General features: G+C 54.7%; 17 protein-coding genes and 2 pseudogenes. 11 read left to right on the top strand and 8 right to left on the bottom strand.

The features are described from left to right. Positions 1 to 12: 12 nt before the first annotated feature. Complete coding sequence (gene aceE / locus GSQ70_RS06640; protein WP_158781815.1) at positions 13 to 2,676, bottom strand: pyruvate dehydrogenase (acetyl-transferring), homodimeric type; 2,664 nt, start codon at positions 2,674 to 2,676, stop codon at positions 13 to 15. A gap of 164 nt (positions 2,677 to 2,840) precedes the next feature. Further along, positions 2,841 to 3,605 (bottom strand): pyruvate dehydrogenase complex transcriptional repressor PdhR, encoded by a 765-nt coding sequence (gene pdhR, locus GSQ70_RS06645; RefSeq protein WP_158781816.1) that lies wholly within the window; start codon positions 3,603 to 3,605, stop codon positions 2,841 to 2,843. Between the two features lie 504 nt (positions 3,606 to 4,109). On the opposite strand from pdhR, the gene aroP reads away from it, so the two are divergent. Next, a complete protein-coding gene (aroP, locus tag GSQ70_RS06650; protein ID WP_158781817.1) occupies positions 4,110 to 5,465 on the top strand; it encodes an aromatic amino acid transporter AroP in 1,356 nt (451 codons plus the stop codon). A gap of 196 nt (positions 5,466 to 5,661) precedes the next feature. Beyond that, complete coding sequence (locus GSQ70_RS06655) at positions 5,662 to 5,922, top strand: hypothetical protein (RefSeq protein ID WP_158781818.1); 261 nt, start codon at positions 5,662 to 5,664, stop codon at positions 5,920 to 5,922. A gap of 237 nt (positions 5,923 to 6,159) precedes the next feature. Here the strand turns inward: GSQ70_RS06655 and ampE are convergent, their stop codons facing one another. Together ampE and ampD are read right to left on the bottom strand one after the other, a co-directional pair. Next, positions 6,160 to 7,014: a beta-lactamase regulator AmpE gene (ampE, locus tag GSQ70_RS06660; RefSeq protein WP_158781819.1), complete on the bottom strand. Its 855-nt coding sequence runs from the start codon at positions 7,012 to 7,014 to the stop codon at positions 6,160 to 6,162. A gap of 5 nt (positions 7,015 to 7,019) precedes the next feature. Next, positions 7,020 to 7,586 carry a 1,6-anhydro-N-acetylmuramyl-L-alanine amidase AmpD gene (gene ampD / locus GSQ70_RS06665; RefSeq protein WP_158781820.1) on the bottom strand — a complete coding sequence of 189 codons (567 nt, stop codon included), beginning with the start codon at positions 7,584 to 7,586 and terminating at the stop codon, positions 7,020 to 7,022. Positions 7,587 to 7,770: 184 nt separating this feature from the next. On the opposite strand from ampD, the pseudogene GSQ70_RS06670 reads away from it, so the two are divergent. The 5 genes and pseudogenes from GSQ70_RS06670 to hofC form a co-directional block, all read left to right on the top strand. Next, positions 7,771 to 7,974 (top strand): annotated as a pseudogene (locus GSQ70_RS06670) (fasciclin domain-containing protein); the annotation flags it as partial. A gap of 40 nt (positions 7,975 to 8,014) precedes the next feature. Further along, positions 8,015 to 8,905: a carboxylating nicotinate-nucleotide diphosphorylase gene (gene nadC / locus GSQ70_RS06675; RefSeq protein ID WP_158781821.1), complete on the top strand. Its 891-nt coding sequence runs from the start codon at positions 8,015 to 8,017 to the stop codon at positions 8,903 to 8,905. Positions 8,906 to 9,114: 209 nt separating this feature from the next. Beyond that, positions 9,115 to 9,567: a prepilin peptidase-dependent pilin gene (gene ppdD, locus GSQ70_RS06680; RefSeq protein ID WP_158781822.1), complete on the top strand. Its 453-nt coding sequence runs from the start codon at positions 9,115 to 9,117 to the stop codon at positions 9,565 to 9,567. Continuing rightward, on the top strand, positions 9,567 to 10,970 hold the full coding sequence (gene gspE / locus GSQ70_RS06685) for a type II secretion system protein GspE (RefSeq protein WP_158785247.1): 1,404 nt from the start codon (positions 9,567 to 9,569) through the stop codon (positions 10,968 to 10,970). Before ppdD ends, gspE begins: the two co-directional genes overlap by 1 nt. Further along, positions 10,963 to 12,162 (top strand): annotated as a pseudogene (hofC, locus tag GSQ70_RS06690) (protein transport protein HofC). Before gspE ends, hofC begins: the two are co-directional and overlap by 8 nt. A gap of 59 nt (positions 12,163 to 12,221) precedes the next feature. Here hofC and GSQ70_RS06695 read toward each other — a convergent pair. After that, positions 12,222 to 13,262: a GMP reductase gene (locus tag GSQ70_RS06695; protein WP_158781823.1), complete on the bottom strand. Its 1,041-nt coding sequence runs from the start codon at positions 13,260 to 13,262 to the stop codon at positions 12,222 to 12,224. A gap of 245 nt (positions 13,263 to 13,507) precedes the next feature. Here GSQ70_RS06695 and coaE point away from each other — a divergent pair, with 245 nt between their 5' ends. Genes coaE through yacG form a run of 3 tightly spaced genes read left to right on the top strand, consistent with a single transcriptional unit; the run spans position 13,508 to position 15,086 of the window. Next, positions 13,508 to 14,119, top strand: a complete 612-nt coding sequence (gene coaE / locus GSQ70_RS06700) for a dephospho-CoA kinase (RefSeq protein WP_158781824.1) — start codon at positions 13,508 to 13,510, stop codon at positions 14,117 to 14,119. A gap of 4 nt (positions 14,120 to 14,123) precedes the next feature. Then, positions 14,124 to 14,867, top strand: coding sequence for a cell division protein ZapD (zapD, locus tag GSQ70_RS06705; protein WP_158781825.1), 744 nt, complete (start codon positions 14,124 to 14,126; stop codon positions 14,865 to 14,867). A 12-nt stretch (positions 14,868 to 14,879) separates the two neighbouring features. After that, positions 14,880 to 15,086 carry a DNA gyrase inhibitor YacG gene (yacG, locus tag GSQ70_RS06710; protein ID WP_158781826.1) on the top strand — a complete coding sequence of 69 codons (207 nt, stop codon included), beginning with the start codon at positions 14,880 to 14,882 and terminating at the stop codon, positions 15,084 to 15,086. An 84-nt stretch (positions 15,087 to 15,170) separates the two neighbouring features. Here the strand turns inward: yacG and mutT are convergent, their stop codons facing one another. After that, on the bottom strand, positions 15,171 to 15,566 hold the full coding sequence (gene mutT / locus GSQ70_RS06715) for an 8-oxo-dGTP diphosphatase MutT (protein WP_158781827.1): 396 nt from the start codon (positions 15,564 to 15,566) through the stop codon (positions 15,171 to 15,173). A 207-nt stretch (positions 15,567 to 15,773) separates the two neighbouring features. On the opposite strand from mutT, the gene GSQ70_RS06720 reads away from it, so the two are divergent. Beyond that, positions 15,774 to 16,316 (top strand): A24 family peptidase, encoded by a 543-nt coding sequence (locus GSQ70_RS06720; RefSeq protein WP_158781828.1) that lies wholly within the window; start codon positions 15,774 to 15,776, stop codon positions 16,314 to 16,316. Between the two features lie 128 nt (positions 16,317 to 16,444). Here GSQ70_RS06720 and secA read toward each other — a convergent pair whose 3' ends face one another. Both secA and secM read right to left on the bottom strand, forming a co-directional pair. Continuing rightward, positions 16,445 to 19,150, bottom strand: coding sequence for a preprotein translocase subunit SecA (gene secA, locus GSQ70_RS06725; protein ID WP_158781829.1), 2,706 nt, complete (start codon positions 19,148 to 19,150; stop codon positions 16,445 to 16,447). Between the two features lie 72 nt (positions 19,151 to 19,222). Further along, positions 19,223 to 19,720 carry a secA translation cis-regulator SecM gene (gene secM, locus GSQ70_RS06730; protein ID WP_158781830.1) on the bottom strand — a complete coding sequence of 166 codons (498 nt, stop codon included), beginning with the start codon at positions 19,718 to 19,720 and terminating at the stop codon, positions 19,223 to 19,225. Positions 19,721 to 19,724: the final 4 nt, after the last annotated feature.

The raw sequence follows: 19,724 nt of genomic DNA on the forward strand, positions 1-19,724 counted from the left end.
ATCTTTTACCTCTTATGCCAGACGCGGGTTGACTTTATCGGCATCGATATTGAATTTGGTGATGGCATCCGCAACCACTTTCTTATCGATTTCACCGCGTTTAGCCAGTTCACCCAGAGCCGCAACCACCACGTAAGACGCATCCACTTCGAAGTGGTGACGCAGGTTTTCACGGCTGTCAGAACGACCGAAACCATCAGTGCCCAGTACGCGGTAATCGCTGGCTGGCATGAAGGTGCGGATCTGCTCGGCAAACAGTTTCATGTAGTCGGTTGAAGCCACGGCCGGTGCATCGCTCATGATCTGGGCAACGTATGGCACACGTGGGGCTGACGTCGGATGCAGCATGTTCCAGCGTTCACAGTCCTGACCATCACGGGCCAGCTCGGTGAAGGAGGTTACGCTGAACACGTCAGAGCCAACGCCGTAGTCTTTCGCCAGGATCTGCGCTGCTTCGCGAACGTGACGCAGGATAGAACCTGAGCCCAACAGCTGCACTTTGCCTTTGCTTCCTTCCACAGTTTCCAACTTGTAGATACCCTTACGGATACCCTCTTCCGCACCCTGCGGCATGGCAGGCATGTGGTAGTTTTCGTTCAGCGTGGTGATGTAGTAGTAGACGTTTTCCTGCGCTTCACCGTACATACGAACCAGACCGTCATGCATGATGACTGCCACTTCGTAGGCATAAGCCGGATCGTAAGAGATACAGTTAGGAATGGTCAGCGACTGAATGTGGCTGTGACCATCTTCATGCTGCAGACCTTCGCCGTTAAGCGTGGTACGACCGGAAGTACCACCCACCAGGAAGCCGCGAGCCTGCTGGTCGCCTGCTGCCCAGCACAGATCGCCGATACGCTGGAAACCGAACATGGAGTAGTAGATATAGAACGGGATCATTGGCAGGTTGTTGGTGCTGTAAGACGTTGCCGCCGCCAGCCATGATGCGCCTGCGCCCAGTTCATTAATCCCTTCCTGCAGGATCTGGCCTTTCTCGTCTTCTTTGTAGTAAGCAACCTGCTCGCGGTCCTGCGGGGTGTACTGCTGACCGTTCGGGCTGTAGATACCAATCTGACGGAACAGACCTTCCATACCAAAGGTACGCGCTTCATCGGCGATGATCGGCACCAGGCGATCTTTGATCGACGGGTTCTTCAGCATCACGTTGAGAGCACGCACGAAAGCGATAGTAGTGGAGATCTCTTTGTTCTGCTCGTCCAGCAGTTGACGGAAGTCTTCCAGCGCAGGCATGGATAGCTTCTCGCTGAATTTTGGCTGGCGGGTTGGCAGATAGCCACCCAGCTTCTCACGCTGGCCGTGCAGGTATTTATACTCTTCAGACTCTTTGTCGAAGGTAACGTACGGCAGTTTTTCGATGTTGGCATCGTCAACCGGCACGTTGAAACGATCACGGATGTAACGCACGCCATCCATGTTCATTTTCTTCACCTGGTGTGCAATGTTTTTGCCTTCCGCGGTGTCACCCATACCATAGCCTTTGATGGTATGCGCCAGAATCACCACCGGCTTGCCTTTGGTGTCCTGAGCTTTTTTCAGTGCAGCGTAGATTTTCTTCGGATCATGGCCGCCACGGTTCAGCGCCCAAATCTCGTCGTCAGTCATGTCTTTGACCAGGGCTGCGGTCTCCGGATATTTACCGAAGAAATGCTCACGCACATACGCGCCATCACGGGATTTGAAGGTCTGATAGTCACCGTCAACCGTTTCGTTCATCAGCTGGATCAGCTTGCCGCTGGTGTCTTTACGCAGCAATTCATCCCAGCGTCCACCCCAGATAACTTTGATCACTTCCCAACCGGCGCCACCGAAGATGCCATCCAGTTCGTTAATGATTTTGCCGTTACCGGTCACAGGACCGTCAAGACGCTGCAGGTTACAGTTGATGATGAAGACCAGGTTATCCAGTTTTTCACGGGTCGCGATGGTGATCGCCCCTTTGGATTCCGGCTCATCCATCTCACCGTCGCCCAGGAAGGCGTAAACGGTCTGCTGTGAGGTATCTTTCAGGCCACGGTGTTCCAGATATTTCAGGAATTTAGCCTGGTAGATCGCACCCAGTGGGCCCAGGCCCATGGAGACGGTCGGGAACTGCCAGAAGTCAGGCATCAGCTTAGGATGCGGGTAAGAGGAGAGGCCCTTACCGTGAACTTCCTGACGGAAGTTGTTCATCTGGTCTTCGGTCAGACGGCCTTCCAGGAAAGCACGTGCGTACACGCCCGGAGAGATGTGCCCCTGGAAGTATACCAGGTCGCCACCGTCTTTTTCGCTACGCGCACGGAAGAAGTGGTTAAAGCACACTTCATAGACGGTCGCAGAAGACTGGAAGGAGGACATGTGGCCACCCAGTTCCAGATCTTTCTTCGATGCACGCAGAACGGTCATGATGGCGTTCCAGCGGATCGCGGAACGAATGCGGCGTTCCAGAGAAGTATTCCCCGGGTAATCCGGCTCATCTTCAACAGCAATAGAGTTGATGTAGTTGCTGGCCCCAGCGCCTGCAGCCACTTTCACGCCACCTTTGCGTGCTTCGCTCAATACCTGGTCGATCAGGAACTGCGCGCGCTCAACACCTTCTTCACGGATGACCGATTCGATCGCCTGTAGCCAGTCGCGAGTTTCGATCGGATCCACGTCATTGGGTAAACGTTCTGACATGGGGGTATTCCTTATCTGTGTCTAATACGTTGAATTGTCTGGAGCCTGTCTCCCTGCACTCTGGTAAGCCAAAGCACAGGGAGACAGGCCCGTCGCTATGCCTTCAATCCTGGCATAAATCTCGCCAGCGGTGTCGGGCCGGGTTTCCGCGTTATAGTTACGCGCTATTCATTACGTTGCTGTAAACGTCGCAGGGAGCGCTCTCTACGACTCTGCTCCCGACTTCTGTCCAGCAATATTTCCTCTATAAACGCCAGGTGGCGGTGTGAGGCTTCGCGTGCCTGTTCAGGTTCGCGTGCCACAATCGCCTCAAAAATACTGGCGCGGTGACCGCTCACTTTTGCCAGCATTTCGCGGCGCGAGTAGAGCAATTCAAAATTCTGTCGAACATTCTGTTCCAGCATCGGCCCCATGGAACGGAGCAAATGCAGCAGCACCACATTATGCGCCGCCTCTGTGACAGCAATCTGATACTGCATGACCGCGTTAGCCTCGGCGTCCAGATCCCCGCAATCTTGTGCGGCCTGTATCTGCACATGGCAGTGGCGAATGCGCTCGATATCTTCATCGGTACCACGCAGCGCGGCATAGTAAGCCGCGATCCCTTCCAGCGCGTGGCGCGTTTCCAGTAAATCAAACTGTGATTCCGGATGACCGGCAAGCAGTTCAACCAGCGGATCGCTCAGGCTCTGCCACAGGCTTTTCTGCACAAAGGTGCCACCACCCTGACGGCGCAGCAGCAGACCTTTCGCTTCCAGACGCTGGATAGCTTCACGCAGAGAAGGACGGGAGACATCGAACTGTTTAGCCAGTTCACGTTCAGGGAGTAGCTTTTCACCCGGACGCAGCGTCCCTTCCATAATCAGGGACTCGAGCTGTTGCTCAATTGCATCGGATAGCTTTGGTTGGCGGATTTTGCTGTAGGCCATCGTCCCTTCTTCTGCCTGCTGCCGGAGTAAATTGGTAATACCAATTGCAATAAGGTGCCCGTAAAGTAACAAAGTATTCACCTGATGTCTATATGGCAACCGACTGAAATCGGACGACGGTCTCGTTAATCTGCAACAGGTTAGTGGTTAAAAAGCGACCCTGAAGCACGCGGAATTAAATGTTAAATTTTTTAACTTTCATGAAATCCGGCAAGCGCTTAGTGCCCTGTAAACCCCCTCGCCATAAGGTAAACCGGGTCGTCTTTTCACCCGCTATATGACAGAAACGTGAATTCTGCCCGACAGGTGTTTTTTTAAGCACTCTCCCGCACAAAAAGAGAAAGCGAGTGCAATGGGCAGCGCTTATCACTATTCTTGTCGCGAAGGTAGCATTACCCTCTAATTCTTACCTACTGCACTGTACAGAATTCAGTACATAGATGTACTAAAAGACCGACAAAGGCACGTCCTGAGTTAAAAAAATAACGAGACCATGAGGTAATTATGGAACAACAGCAGGGCGATAAGCTGAAGCGCGGGCTTAAAAACCGCCATATTCAGCTCATCGCGTTAGGAGGCGCCGTCGGTACCGGCCTGTTTCTGGGGATCGCTGACACGATCAGAATGGCCGGCCCGTCTGTGCTGCTGGGCTATGCCATCGGCGGATTTATCGCCTTTCTGATCATGCGCCAGCTCGGTGAAATGGTGGTTGAAGAGCCGGTAGCCGGTTCGTTCAGCCATTTTGCCTATAAATACTGGGGCAACTTTGCTGGTTTCGCCTCGGGCTGGAACTACTGGATCCTCTATGTCCTGGTGGCAATGGCCGAGCTGACTGCCGTCGGCAAGTACATTCAGTACTGGTATCCGGAAATCCCGACATGGGTTTCTGCCGCGGTTTTCTTCCTGCTGATTAACGCTATTAACCTGACAAACGTAAAAGTTTACGGTGAGATGGAGTTCTGGTTCGCCATCATTAAAGTGGTTGCGGTGGTCGGGATGATTGTCTTCGGTGCCTGGCTGCTGTTTGGTGGCCATGCCGGTCCGGATGCGACCGTGACGAATCTCTGGGATAAAGGCGGCTTCTTCCCGAATGGCATCTCCGGCCTGGTGATGGCGATGGCGGTGATCATGTTCTCCTTCGGCGGTCTTGAGCTGGTGGGGATTACGGCAGCCGAAGCGGACAACCCGGAAAAGAGCATTCCTAAAGCCACCAATCAGGTGCTGTACCGTATCCTGATTTTCTATATTGGCTCGCTGACCATCCTGCTGTCGCTTTACCCGTGGACCAAAGTGATTGGCGGTGCCAGCCCGTTTGTGATGATTTTCCACGATCTCGGTGACAGCCTGGTGGCTAACGCGCTGAACGTGGTGATCCTGACGGCGGCCCTGTCTGTTTATAACAGCTGTGTCTACTGCAACAGCCGTATGCTGTACGGCCTGGCGAAACAGGGCAACGGCCCGAAATCGCTGCTGAAAGTGGACGCCCGTGGCGTACCTGTTGTGGCGATTGGCGTCTCTGCTGCGGCTACCGCCATCTGCGTGCTGATTAACTATCTGATGCCTGGCGAAGCCTTTGGTCTGCTGATGGCGCTGGTGGTTTCCGCGCTGGTGATCAACTGGGCGATGATCAGCCTAGCTCACCTGAAGTTCCGCCGTAAGAAAGATCAGCAGGGCGTGCAGACGCGCTTCAAAGCGCTTTTCTATCCTGCCGGTAACTGGATCTGCCTGCTGTTCCTGGTGGGCATTCTGGTGATTATGGCGATGACCCCAGGTATGGCGATCTCCGTGTGGCTGATCCCGGTCTGGCTGGTAATCCTGGCCATTGGCTACGCGATTAAGAACCGCGCTGCGAAAGCCTGATTGATTTAAACCAGTCTTAAAGGGTGCTAAGGCGCCCTTTTTTATTGTCTTTTTTTCCTGAAAATACCGCTGAAATGCATCGAATAAAATCGATTTTGATTCTAAAGCCTGTAATAACCGGGGTTAATTATTGCAAAGTGTAACCAGGCGGGTTACAAATCAGTCTCTTCAACAGGGAATATAAGGAAATTATAAAATGAGAGAATTGACTACACAGGAAATTGAAGTTGTTAGCGGCGCAGGCCTGTTCCGCGATCTGACTGGCTGGGCAGGACAACAGGCAGGCGGCTTTATCGGACAGGCACTTGGTAGTCTGGTGATGATTCCAGTTGTTACCACTGTGGTTTCCAACATTACTGGCTATATCGGTAAGCAAGTCGGCGGCTTTATTGGTGATGCTTTTGGATCGCTGGTTGAAGGCCTTTTCGGCGGCAACGATGAAACACCTTCAGCCTGATTTTAAGCGCTGTTAATCAAATCCACCGGCAGTAACAAAGATAGTTTCGAGCGTCACCGGAGCTATCGGAAATAAAAATCGGTGGATTTATTGGTGACAGTATTGGTGCATTTATCGGAGTTTTTTTTTGATGGCAATAGCACGGACACTGGAACCGACACGCCTTCAGAATAAATAGTCACAGCTGCTAAGTGATATATCCAATTGGCTGGATGTATCACTCATCATTGATGGGCATTACACAAGAGCACCGTAAATAGTGAGCAACGCCACCACCACCACGATCACCAGTGAAACTTTCTTCGCCAGTGAAACAGCCACACGCGGTGTTTCCACCTTATCCGTATGTGGATCCCGCGCCAGTGAGAACTGTGCAAGACGGGTAAGCACCTGATATTGCGAAGTATGCCGGTCGCCCAGCGATGCAAACCAGGCGGGCAGCGCACGCTCACCATGACCCAGGAGGGCATAAGCCACGCCAACCAGACGCACTGGTATCCAGTCGATTACGTGGAGGATGGCATCAACTCCAGACTGTGAGCGCTCCAGCGGAGAGTAATGACGGGCCAGCCAGCTCTGCCAGGCTCGTAAGAATGCGTATCCCACCAGTAAAACCGGACCACACGGCCCCCCCATCACAAACCAGAACAGCGGCGCCAGATAGAAACGAAAGTTAATCCACAGCAGAGCATTTTGCAGCTCGCAAAGATACTCGCGTTCATTACACTCCACCGGCAGGCCGTGGATCAGCGTCAGCTCTTCCGCCATCGCGGTATGGGCTGCAGTATCGTTATGGCTGGCCGCCTTAAGATAAGCATGATAATGCAGGCGCACAGACCCCGCCCCAATACACAGCAGGCCCACACCAATCCAGAAAATCAGCAGCAGAAGCCCAAAGAATAATCCTTTCAGTGCCTGCAGACACAGCGCCACTACCACCATAGCCACCAGCGTCATCAGCACAGTCCGGAGCATTGAAAAATGCTTACGTCTGCGGAAAAAACCAGCCAGATGATGATCCAGCTGCCAGTGCTCACCCATTTTAAACAGGCGTTCCCAGCCTAATACCAACAACAAACTAAAAAGCGTCATGCCTGTTACTCCTGCTCTGGCGTGGCACCGGGCTGACCCAGCGCACCCCGAAATCTTACCCAGTCAAATGCCGGACCAGGATCGGTCTTTCTTTCCGGCGCAATATCACTATGCCCGGTCATGTGTTCAGTCATTTGCGGATAGTGCTCAGTCAGTAAACGGGTTACCTCTTCCAGCGCCTGGTACTGCGCATCGGTATAGGGCAGCGTATCCGTCCCCTCCAGCTCGATGCCAATTGAAAAGTCGTTACAGGCTTCGCGGCCCTGATAACAGGAAATGCCCGCATGCCAGGCTCGCTGATGGAAAGGAACATACTGAACGATTTCGCCATCGCGGCGGATCAGGCAGTGAGCAGAAACCCGCAAATGAGCAATACCGGCAAAATAGGGATCGGCTTCGGGATCGAGAGTGCCGGTAAACAACGCATCAATCCATGGACCGCCAAATTTTCCCGGCGGCAGGCTGATGTTGTGGATCACCAGCAGCGTTGGCGTTTCATTATCGGGGCGCTCGTTGAAATGGGGAGAAGGCACCCGTTTCACTCCGTGGATCCACCCTGCTTGCAGCTGCATGCTCTGCTCTCCTTTCATAAAGATTTCATCAGAGTAGCATGATTCTCTTTTTCGGAAAGCACATTGCGTGGCCGGAAAAAATCGCCCGGAAAAATTTTTTCTTTTTTTTGCATCCAGTTTGCCCCCTCATCCGTAAATAGCTTTGTGAGGCAATGTTGCCTTCCCTACTCCACAAGGAATGCCCCTGGTGGCTGCCGTTAAAGCTGCCGGCCTGGTCGATACGTTGCAAGGCAAGGGGCCGTTCACCGTCTTCGCCCCCACTAACGAAGCCTTTGCCAAACTTCCAGCGGGTACGGTAGATAACCTGCTGAAGCCGGAGAATAAGCCCATGCTGACCAGCGTGCTCACCTACCATGTGGTGGCTGGCAAGCCGCAGACAAACAGGCTAGCATGGTCGGACTCTCTATCCGACCTTTCGGAGTTTGATCATGACTACCCGTCGTTACGATCCGGACAGCCGCCGAACCGCGCTGCTCGACCGTATTGAGGATGATATTCCACCAAGCGTTGCTCAGGCCCTGCGTGAAGATCTGGGCGGTGAAGTGGATCCTGCCAATGATATTACCGCCAGCCTGCTGCCTGCCGATACTACTTCTCACGCGGTAGTGATCACCCGTGAAGACGGCTTATTTTGCGGCAAACATTGGGTGGAGGAAGTCTTTATCCAGCTTGGCAACAAAACACAGATCGTCTGGCATGTTGAAGATGGTGATGCGATCAAAGCCAACCAGCCGCTGTTTGAAGTCACCGGCCCCGCTGCGTTGATCCTGACTGCAGAACGCACCGCGCTGAATTTTGTCCAGACGCTTTCAGGCGTGGCAACCGAGGTCAGCCGATATGTGGCTATTCTCGATGGTACCCGAACCCAACTGCTGGATACGCGCAAAACCTTACCGGGACTGCGTACCGCGCTGAAGTATGCCGTGCTCTGCGGCGGCGGAGCCAACCACCGCCTTGGCTTATCGGATGCTTTCCTGATTAAAGAGAACCACATCATTGCCACCGGTTCGATTCACCAGGCCGTGGAAAAAGCCTTCTGGCTACATCCGGACGTGCCGGTCGAGGTGGAAGTCGAATCTCTGGATGAGCTGGATCAGGCCATTGATGCCGGAGCAGATATCATCATGCTGGATAACTTCAGCGTGGAGCAGATGCGTGAAGCTGTTAAGCGCACCGATGGCCGCGCCCTGCTGGAAGTTTCCGGCAATGTCACTGACGAGACGCTGCGCATCTTCGCGGAAACCGGTGTCGACTACATCTCTGTTGGCGCGTTAACCAAGCATGTTCGTGCATTGGACCTCTCCATGCGTTTTCGTTAAGTTGCCCTTTTATACCCCACGCCATCCATTAAGTGATGGCGTTTTTCTTTCTTTACCACCATCTTGCGAGCCGCTTTCAGGTGGCAATGTATGCTCATGCAACGCGCTGAAATTCTCTCCATACCGGCTCGGGAAACTGATTTTGCCTGCTGTTCAGTGATAATGGCTGGCGCTACCTTGCAGACCTCTACACCACAAGGAGGTCTGATATGGAATACCAGCAAGGATTTACCCTGATTGAACTGATGATTGTGATTGCCATCATCGCCATCCTCAGCGCGATTGGGCTGCCCGCTTACCAGGGCTATCTGCAGAAAGCCGCTCTGACCGACATGTTGCAAACGGCTATGCCGTTCAAAACGTCCGTTGAAATATGTGCAATTGAACAGGGAGGAACCGGGAGCTGCAGTGAAGGTAGTCATGGCATTCCTGCCGGTAAAGGGTCCCGCTACGTCTCTGCGGTGACTGTCGAGGCCGGAGCAGTGACCCTGACCGGGCAGGAGAGCCTGAACGGTCTGAAGGTTACCATGCAACCAGTCTGGGATGGCGCAGAAGGGCAAATGAGCTGGCAGCGCAGCTGCGCCTCCTCACAGTCAGGGCTGAAAGAAGCCTGCGAAAACGTCTTCCGTTTTGCCGATCTTGCCAGCGGGAGTCACCCATGATCACTTCATCCACACGGCGTGCCGTCGAAACCATCTGCCAGCAAAATCAGGCAGTGATCCTGAACTTTACTGCTGAGCGGTTGAATATTGCTTCGGCGACCGCCCTCCCACAGGAGATCATGGCAGCACTTCGTTTTGCGGCTCATTGCACCATTGATGTTGAATACTGGCCACCTGCGCGGCTTGAACATTTCCGCAATGAACAGGCCCAGTCTTCCGGCACCAGCCAGACCGAAGCGGCTGCGGGAAACAGCGAAACGGCGACGGAACGGATTGATCACCTGCTTTTTTTAGCGATTCAGCAACGGGCCTCGGACGTGCATATTGAGCCGCAGGCAGAAGGCCTGCGCATTCGCTTTCGGGTGGATGGCGTGCTGCAAAGCGTTCCGTCCGTTTTCAGCGACAATGGCAACGCGCTGCTGGCCCGACTGAAAATTCTGGCCAGTCTGGATATCGCCGAGCGTCGGATGCCACAGGACGGGCAGTTTACGCTGACGTTAAGAGGAAAGCAGGCTTCCTTTCGCCTCTCCACGCTGCAAACCGGCTTTGGCGAGAAAGCCGTTATCCGCCTGCTGCAAAACGAAACTCAGTCGGTGGCTATGGAAAATCTGGGAATGCCGCCAGCTTCCCTCCGGCGATTCCGTGAGGCACTGGCGCGACCGCAGGGGCTGATCCTGGTAACCGGCCCCACAGGGAGTGGCAAAACCTTTACCCTCTACAGCGGGCTGAGTTCGCTTAACGATCCCTGCCGCAACTTATGCAGCGTGGAAGATCCCATTGAGATCCCACTGGCTGGCGTCAATCAGACCCAGATCCACCCCAAAGCAGGGCTGGACTTTAATCGTGTCCTGCGTGCACTGCTGCGTCAGGATCCTGATGTGATTATGATTGGCGAAATCCGCGATGCCGAAACGGCAGAGATTGCCATTAAAGCGGCGCAAACGGGCCATCTGGTCCTCTCCACGCTGCATACCAATTCCACCACGGAAACGCTCACGCGGCTGGGACAGATTGGCATCCCTGGCTATTTACTGGCTTCGGCTCTGAAACTGGTGATTGCCCAACGTCTGATTCGTCGTCTCTGCCCACACTGTCGCCAGCCTGGAGAAGCCCTGGCCCACTTCCCGAGAACTTTGTGGCCCGGTACGGTCAAAACCTGGCGGGCCGTGGGATGTGAACGTTGTTACTCCGGTTATTACGGGCGGCTGGCGCTCTTTGAACTACTGCCGATCACTGCTCCACTGCAAAACGCCATTGCTGCGGACTGCTCACACGAAAAACTGCTGGAGCTGACACAACGGCAGGGATTCAATTCTTTATTCGTTGAGGGACTGCACTGTGTTAATCGGGGTGATACCACGCTGGCAGAGCTGAATCGCATTGTAGGAACAGAGGATGGCTGATCCGCTTCTGTTCCGCTGGCAAGCGGTCAGCGCTGACGGGCAGTTAAGGCAGGGGGCATTTTTCTGCCTTAACCGTCAGGAGGCTATGGAGCGACTGGTCGCGAGGGATTTTCTTCCCCTGCAGCTGACAGCAGGGCGGCGTTATCGTGCCAGAGACTGGAAATGGCAGGATAAGATCACCCTCTTCCGCCAGCTTGCCACGCTGCTCAGGGCGGGGATGACGCTTTCTGCCAGCCTGCAACTGGCCGGTGAAGGACACAGCGAACCGGGCTGGCAGGCCTTGCTCGGCTATATCCAGCAGCGCGTGACCGGGGGGACGCCCTTTTCACAGGCACTGGCGGAGTGGCCTACTGTCTTCCCGGCCCTGTTTCCTGCTCTGATGCAGACAGGAGAGCTGACCGGGCAGATGGACGAATGCTGCCTGCAGCTAGCCAGCCAACAGGAAAAGCAACGGTTGCTGCAAAAGAAGCTGGTTAAAGCTCTGCGCTACCCGCTGTTTGTACTGGCGATCGCTCTGCTGGTCAGCATCGGGATGCTGCTCTTTGTCCTGCCGGAGTTCGTTGCCATCTAACAGGCTTTTGATGCTCCCCTGCCTTTGTTCACCACCGCAGTGATCTCGCTTTCCCAGAATATGCAGGAATATGGACCGATTCTGCTGCCCGTGGGGCTTACCGCGATCTGTGGCTGGCGATGGCAAACGCGCCGTTCTCCCGACTGGCAGCGCTGGCACCAGCGGGGATTGCTGAAGCTTCCGTTAATTGGCGAGCTGTTCCGCGATGGCCAACTGAGCAAAATATTTATGACCCTGGCGTTAACTCAGCAAGCGGGCCTGACACTGCTGCAAAGTTTACAGGCGGTGGAAAAGACCCTGGGTCAGAGACTTTGGCAGGAAGCGATTGCCGGACTACAGCAACACATCTCCGGAGGCAATCCTCTGCATCAGGCTCTGGCCGGGCATCCGCTGTTCACGCCTTTAAGCTTTCAGTTGATTAAAGTGGGGGAAGAAGCCGGATCGTTAGACAGCATGCTGTCCCGGTTAGGAGAACTTTACGAAAATGCCACGCATGAACGGGCGGATAATCTGGCTGCGGCGCTGGAACCGCTGATGATGGTAGTGACCGGGGGAATAGTCGGTACGCTGGTGATTGCCATGTATCTGCCAATCTTTAATCTGGGTGAAGCTCTGGGTTAAAAGCCCACCCCGCAGAGGGCGGGATGGGCAACGGAGACTGGCTGAGCAACGGCTGGCGCTTAGCGGTTAAACACCCTGTTTTCCTGCTCTGCCACGCGGATAAATGTGGTGCGCTTGGTCAGCTCTTTCAGCCGCTCGGCCCCAACATAGGTACAGGCTGAACGCAGGCCACCGAGAATATCGCGGGCAGTGGTGTCCACCGGGCCACGAACGGGCAGCTTAACCGTTTTACCTTCTGCTGCGCGATAGCCTGCCACGCCGCCCACATGGCGGTTCATGGCCGACTCTGAGCTCATGCCGTAGAACAGCATAAACTGCTCACCATTTTCTTCAACGATAGTGCCTTCACACTCATCGTGCGCTGCCAGCATCCCCCCCAGCATTACAAAATCAGCACCGCCGCCGAACGCTTTGGCCACGTCACCCGGTACCGAGCAGCCACCATCGCTGACAATCTGGCCGCCAAGACCATGAGCAGCATCGGCACATTCGATCACCGCAGAAAGCTGAGGATAGCCCACACCGGTTTTAACCCTGGTGGTGCAGACGGAACCCGGGCCAATGCCTACTTTAACGATGTCCGCGCCGGAGAGGATCAGCTCCTCAACCATTTCGCCAGTCACCACATTTCCGGCACAGATGGTTTTCCCCGGGCAGGCTTCACGGGCGCGCTTCAGGAAATCTACAAAATGCTCGGAGTAACCGTTAGCCACATCAATACAGATAAAATTGAGTGCCGGGGAGAGTGCCAGAATCTGCTGCATCTTGATGAAATCAGCTTCAGAGGTACCGGTAGAAACCATCACGTGCTTCAGCACGCTTTCGGGCACGCGGGAGATAAACGCCTGCCACTGCGCCACATTGTAATGTTTATGAACGGCGGTAAGCACATCGAAAGAGGCCAGCGCCTCTGCCATGCTGAAGGTGCCAACGGTGTCCATATTCGCGGCAATAATCGGCACACCTGACCAGGCAACGCCGGAATGTTTGAAGGTGAACTGACGGTTCAGCTCTACCTGTGAGCGGCTTTTCAGCGTGGAACGCTTTGGCCGGATCAGAACATCTTTAAAACCTAACTTAATATCTTCTTCAATACGCATAAATCACTTCCTGGTTGATGGCGCAAATCTGACGATCGGGCGCTGCTGCCAGCTCCAGTGAAGCTATCATACGCGGTAAAAACGCGCCGACAAGACTGCGAAAACAGGTTTATTTACGCTACAATCGCATAAATTTATCCGACACTCTGTGATGTGATCTGTGCCTCATTATTCCCGCAAGCTTCGCAGCGGGCGATCGCAGCAAAGATTGATGGCACTGGTCAGTACCGTAAGAAAAGAGGCTTATGCGCTATACTGTTGCGCTGACCGGCGGGATCGGCAGCGGAAAAACGACCATTGCCAATGCCTTTGCCGCACGTGGCGTGGACATTGTCGACGCCGATATCATCGCGCGACAGGTAGTGGAACCGGGAAAACCGGCTCTGGCCGCTATCCATGATAAGTTTGGTGGGGATGTATTACAGAAAGATGGCACGCTGAACCGGGCGGCTTTACGGCAGCGCATCTTCTCCTCGCCTCTGGATAAAACCTGGCTTAATGCCCTGTTGCACCCCCTGATCCACGCAGAAACTCACCGCCAGCTGGCGCTGACTCAATCCGCATGGTGTTTATGGGTGGTACCGCTGCTGGTTGAAAATAATTTACAGCACCTGGCGAACCGGGTGCTGGTAGTGGACGTCGATCGCGACACGCAGCTGAGACGTACCATGGCCAGGGACGGGATCGGCCGCGAACAGGCTGAGCATATTCTGGCTGCACAGGCAACGCGCGAACAGCGACTTGCCGTGGCCGATGACATTATTGATAACGGCGGGTCACCAGATGATGTGGCCGCGCGAGTTGCTCTGCTGGACCAGCGTTACCGCCAGCTTGCCGGGGCAACAGACCAGGATTAACAGCATGAGCACAACCGTTTTATTTGAGTACCCTTTGAACGAAAAAATGCGCACCTGGCTGCGAATTGAATTCCTGCTCAGCCAGCTGGAGAGCAGCCGGACGATTACAGACCATCTGGGTGCTCTGACCTTTTTCCATAATGCAGCAGAGCTGTTAGACGTTTTTGAGCGCGGCGAATTACGTACCGAAATCGCCAAGGAGCTGGATAAGCAACAGCAGAAACTGCGCTCCTGGGCCGAGGTGCCGGGTGTGGATATGGAGCTGATTAACAGCCTGCGCGACAGCCTGAAATCCCGTTCTGCCACGCTGATGGCCGCACCGCGTATGGGCCAGCTGATGCGTGAAGATCGCCTGATTGGGCTGGTTCGCCAGCGCCTGAGTATCCCAGGTGGCTGCTGCAGTTTTGATCTCCCCACATTACATATCTGGCTGCATATCGGGCAGGAAATGCGTGATGCACAGGTGACGCAATGGATGGATTCCCTCGCCCCGATCCGTGACGCGCTGACGCTGATCCTCGATCTGATCCGCCAGTCTGGCGAATTTCGCAACCACACCAGCCTGAACGGCTTTTTCCAGGATAACGCCGAAGGCGCTGAGTTGTTACGCCTGCAGCTGCTGCTTGCCGACTCGCTCTATCCGCAGGTTTCCGGCCATAAAAGCCGCTATGCCATCCGTTTTCTGCCGCTCGACAGCGAGCATGGCGAAGTGCCGGCGCGTCTCGATTTCCAACTGGCCTGCTGCTAAGGTTTTTTGCTAATGAATGATGAAGTAATGATTGTGCAATGCCCGACCTGTTCAAAAGATGTGATCTGGGATGAGCTGAGCCCCTGGCGTCCGTTCTGCAGCAAGCGCTGCCAGCTGATCGATCTGGGCGAATGGGCAAACGAAGAGAAACGGATTGCCAGCGAAGGCGAGCACTCAGAAAGCGATGACTGGAGCGAGCTGCCCAGGGATCGCGATTAATCTGCGTCTGTCCCTTAACGGAAGCTGTCGCGCTTAAGCATTTTTAATCGCCTGAGCCCGCCAGTTTCTGTGGCGGGCAGTGCATTACTCTGCTTCGGCCAGCAGGCGGGCCACAATCGGTACGTTAGCCGGTGGAAACTCTTCTGCCACCAAATCCTTTTGCGCAACCCAGCGCTGAGGCTGCCCTTCCCGTCCGTAAGGCTCGCCCTGCCAGTTTTCCACGATATAGAAATGCAGCGTCACCCGAAGCTGGCTGTCCGCATGTTCAGACTGGTCAAAAGCGACGGCGCTGGTGACTTCAATCCCGGTTTCTTCATACAGCTCGCGCTTCAGCGCCTGCTCCGGCGTTTCACCCGGTTCGATTTTTCCGCCAGGAAACTCCCACAGATCGCCCATATGCGACTGAGCGGAACGCCTGGCCAGAAAGATATTCTGGTGTTGATCGCGGATTATGCCTACCGCCACTTGCAGATGCTTCATTCATTTTTTCTCTGAGAGACTTTACACCCCGCCACTATTCCAGCGTTCGCGTCTGATAACAAGTCAGAAACAGCCTCTTACGAGCCTCCCCGCAATTTTTTTATGCAATACCCTGCAATGAAGGATAGTCAGCGACGCCTCCCACTCCCGGGAGGTATAGTCGCCCCGGAAGTCACCGCCAGACCATTCAAAGGAGGGAAAATGTGTATGACACTGCAACGTCATCAGCTGTTCTTAACCGGAGTGCTGGCAAACGTCGTAACGTTGCTGGTTATCTGGCGTATTCCGGGCGGCATTCTTCTGCTGCTGACGCTGCTGCTAAGCTGGTTATTGCTGGGCCTGGCGGCGATCGATATCCACTCTCTGCAGCTTCCGGACCGGCTGACACTGACGCTGCTGTGGTCAGGGTTACTGAGCAACGCAAGCGGTTTTCTACCGGTGCCGCCGCTGACTGAGGCAGTCTTCGGTGCAGTGGCAGGCTACAGCGCGCTTTTTCTGCTCTCAAAGGGATACCGACTGTTGCGGGGAAAAGAGGGGCTGGGGCGGGGTGATGCCAAACTGCTGGCCGCTCTCGGCGCGTGGCTGGGGATTTTCTGGCTTCCGGTGCTGATGCTGATGGCTTCAGCAGTAGCGCTGATAGCGCTTGTTGCCGCTAGGTTGCTCAGCGGCCGCTCGTTGCAACAGCCATTTCCCTTTGGTCCGGCGCTGGCGCTGGCAGGCTGGGTGCTGTTTCTCTGGCAGAATGGCTGAGGACAGGCTGGCTACTGTTTCTCTGACTGAACGGTCGGGCTGGCCAGGCTCTTCAACGCTATTCAGGAAAGATTGCGAAAAAAAGGGCCGGAGAGAATCTCCAGCCCCTTTAGCGTCACAACCGGCTGTTATGCCAGACGGCCATGGCACTGCTTGTATTTTTTACCTGAACCACAAGGACACAGATCGTTTCGACCCACTTTGCGATCGCCGGTCTGATCCGCCAGCGCAATCGCTGCTTCGGTTTCAGTATCCACATGGCTCAGCTGCTGCTGCTGCGCCAGACGCTCGGCTTCTTCACGACGATGCTCTTCCATGGCTTCCACTTCTTCCGGCATGCGCACCTGAACTTTGCTCAGGGTGCTGATCACTTCATACTTCAGTGACTCCAGCATCGCGGCGAACATGGCGAAGGATTCGCGCTTATATTCCTGTTTTGGATCTTTCTGAGCATAACCACGCAGGTGGATACCCTGACGCAGGTAATCCATCGCGGCCAGGTGCTCTTTCCACAGGCTGTCCAGCGTCTGCAGCATCACGCCTTTCTCGAAGTTACGCATCATCTCAATGCCGACCACTTCTTCTTTACGCTGATACTGCTCCTTCGCCTGCTCCATGATGCGCTCACGCAGCGTCTCTTCATGCAATTCTGGTTCTTTATCCAGCCATTCAGCAATCGGCAATGCCAGATCGAAGTCGTTGTTCAGACGCTCTTCCAGCCCCGGCACATCCCACATTTCTTCCAGAGACTGCGGTGGAATGTAGCTATCGATGGTGGTTTTGAACACATCTTCACGGATGCTGCCGATGGTTTCAGAGACGTCCGCCACGTCCAGCAGCTCATTACGTTGAGTGTAGATAGCGCGACGCTGGTCGTTAGCCACGTCATCATATTCCAGTAGCTGCTTACGAATATCGAAGTTACGGCTTTCCACTTTACGCTGTGCGTTGGCAATCGCTTTGGTCACCCATGGATGCTCGATGGCTTCGCCCGGCTTCATGCCCAGCTTGCGCATCATGTTGGTGACGCGGTCGGAGGCAAAGATACGCATCAGCGCATCTTCCATTGACAGGTAGAAACGGGAAGAACCGTTGTCACCCTGACGACCAGAACGGCCCCGCAGCTGGTTATCGATACGACGGGATTCATGGCGCTCGGTACCAATGATGTGCAGACCGCCTGAAGCCAGCACCGCATCATGGCGAATCTGCCAGGCGCTCTTAATCTCTTCAATCTGTTCCGCCGTTGGCGCTTCCAGCGAGGCAATCTCTGCCTGCCAGCTACCCCCCAGCACGATATCCGTACCACGACCAGCCATGTTGGTGGCGATGGTCACAGCCGCTGGCTGACCAGCCTGAGCAACAATATCCGCTTCACGGGCGTGGAACTTGGCGTTCAGTACCGCATGTTTGATCCCGGCGCGGGTCAGCTCTTCTGACACCACTTCAGACTTCTCGATGGAGATGGTACCCACCAGTACCGGCTGGCCGTTGGCGGTGCGCTCACGGATATCTTCGATGATCGCATCGATCTTCTCTTTCTCGGTCATGTAGACCAGATCCGGCAGATCTTTACGCACCATTGGACGGTTGGTCGGCACCACGATGGTTTCCAGCTTGTAGATCGAGCTGAATTCAAACGCTTCGGTGTCTGCTGTACCGGTCATGCCCGCCAGTTTGGCATACAGGCGGAAGTAGTTCTGGAAGGTGATAGAGGCCAGCGTCTGGTTCTCATTCTGGATCTCCACGCCCTCTTTGGCTTCCACGGCCTGATGCAGGCCGTCAGACCAGCGACGACCCTGCATGGTACGCCCGGTGTGTTCATCAACGATGATCACTTCACCGTCTTTCACGATGTAGTCAACGTCACGGGTAAACAGCACGTGGGCACGCAGTGCGGCGGTCACGTGGTGCATCATCATAATGTTGCCCGGAGAGTACAGAGACTCACCCTCTTCCATGATGCCTTCGCTGACCATCAGCTCTTCAATGGCAACCAGACCACGCTCGGTCAGGTGGACCTGACGGGCTTTTTCGTCCACGGAGAAGTGGCCTTCCCCCTGGAAGGTGTCGGAATCCTCTTTTTCCTGGCGGATCAGACTCGGGATGATCTTGTTAACTTTGATATACAGCTCAGAGCTGTCTTCTGCCGGCCCGGAGATGATCAGCGGGGTACGCGCTTCATCGATCAGGATGGAGTCGACCTCATCCACCAGCGCATAGTTCAGCTTACGCTGCACGCGGTCTTCAGGGCTGAAAGCCATGTTGTCGCGCAGGTAGTCAAAACCGTATTCGTTGTTAGTTCCGTAAGTGATGTCCGCAGCGTAGGCTTCACGTTTGGCCGGAGCAGGCATGCCTGGCAAGTTGATGCCGATGGTCAGGCCGAGGAATTCAAACAGGCCACGGTTGTTTTCCGCATCACGCTGAGCCAGATAGTCATTCACGGTAACCACGTGAACGCCTTTGCCACTGAGGGCATTCAGGTAAGCTGGCAGCGTTGCAGTCAACGTTTTACCTTCACCGGTACGCATTTCAGCGATGCAGCGATCGTTCAGTACCATACCGCCGAGCAGCTGGACGTCAAAGTGACGCATGCCGAACACGCGCTTACTGGCTTCACGCACGGTCGCAAAGGCTTCCGGGATCAGATTTTCCAGCACTTCGCCCTTTTCCAGACGCGCACGGAACTCAACGGTTTTCCCTTTGAGCTCATCGTCAGACAGCTTTTCGAAATCCGGTTCCATTTTGTTGATCTGTTCAACGACTTTGCGCATACGGCGCAGCGTGCGGTCATTGCTGCTACCAAAAACTTTGGTTAATAATTTGATTAACATAGTAAATAAATTCTCTCAACCACCGCGTTCTGCGGTGAAGCATTTAATTCAGGTATGATGGATTAACAAATATTATGCGAGAGAAGCAGGTCCGGCGCGGATGCCCTGAATCCGGGCCAGCCACAGACCGGCCTGATAGCGGGGCTGGATTGTCGCCTGGCGCTGTTCTGTCTGGCGAATAATGGCTGGCGGTTTTGCCTCGTGGGTCAGTAACCCATTGAGCGTATCCAGCAGCGCCAGCTTCTGTACTTCGAGCGGCACGGCCTGCTCGGCTGCTGGCAGACTGGCTGGCGTCAGCGTAAAGGAGAGATGGCGGATAACGGTGCGGATGGCATGCTGATGCCAGTAATCCACCGTAAAATTCGGCCTGCGGGCGCTTTCCTGCAGCAGAGCGAGACTGTCAAAACGCACACCGCTGCTTATATTCAGGCTTCGGGAAGAGGTTTCTGGTAAGGTTGTACGGTCGCTGGCAGCATGTGGCAGGCCGAGACTCGCCGCGACCATCCCCAACAGGAGATGCGGCCAGAAATAACGTCTGCCAAATTGTCGCCAACGATTTAGAATACCCACTGTT

The organism is Pantoea sp. BAV 3049 (genome assembly GCF_009765445.1).
Lineage (GTDB): Bacteria > Pseudomonadota > Gammaproteobacteria > Enterobacterales > Enterobacteriaceae > Erwinia.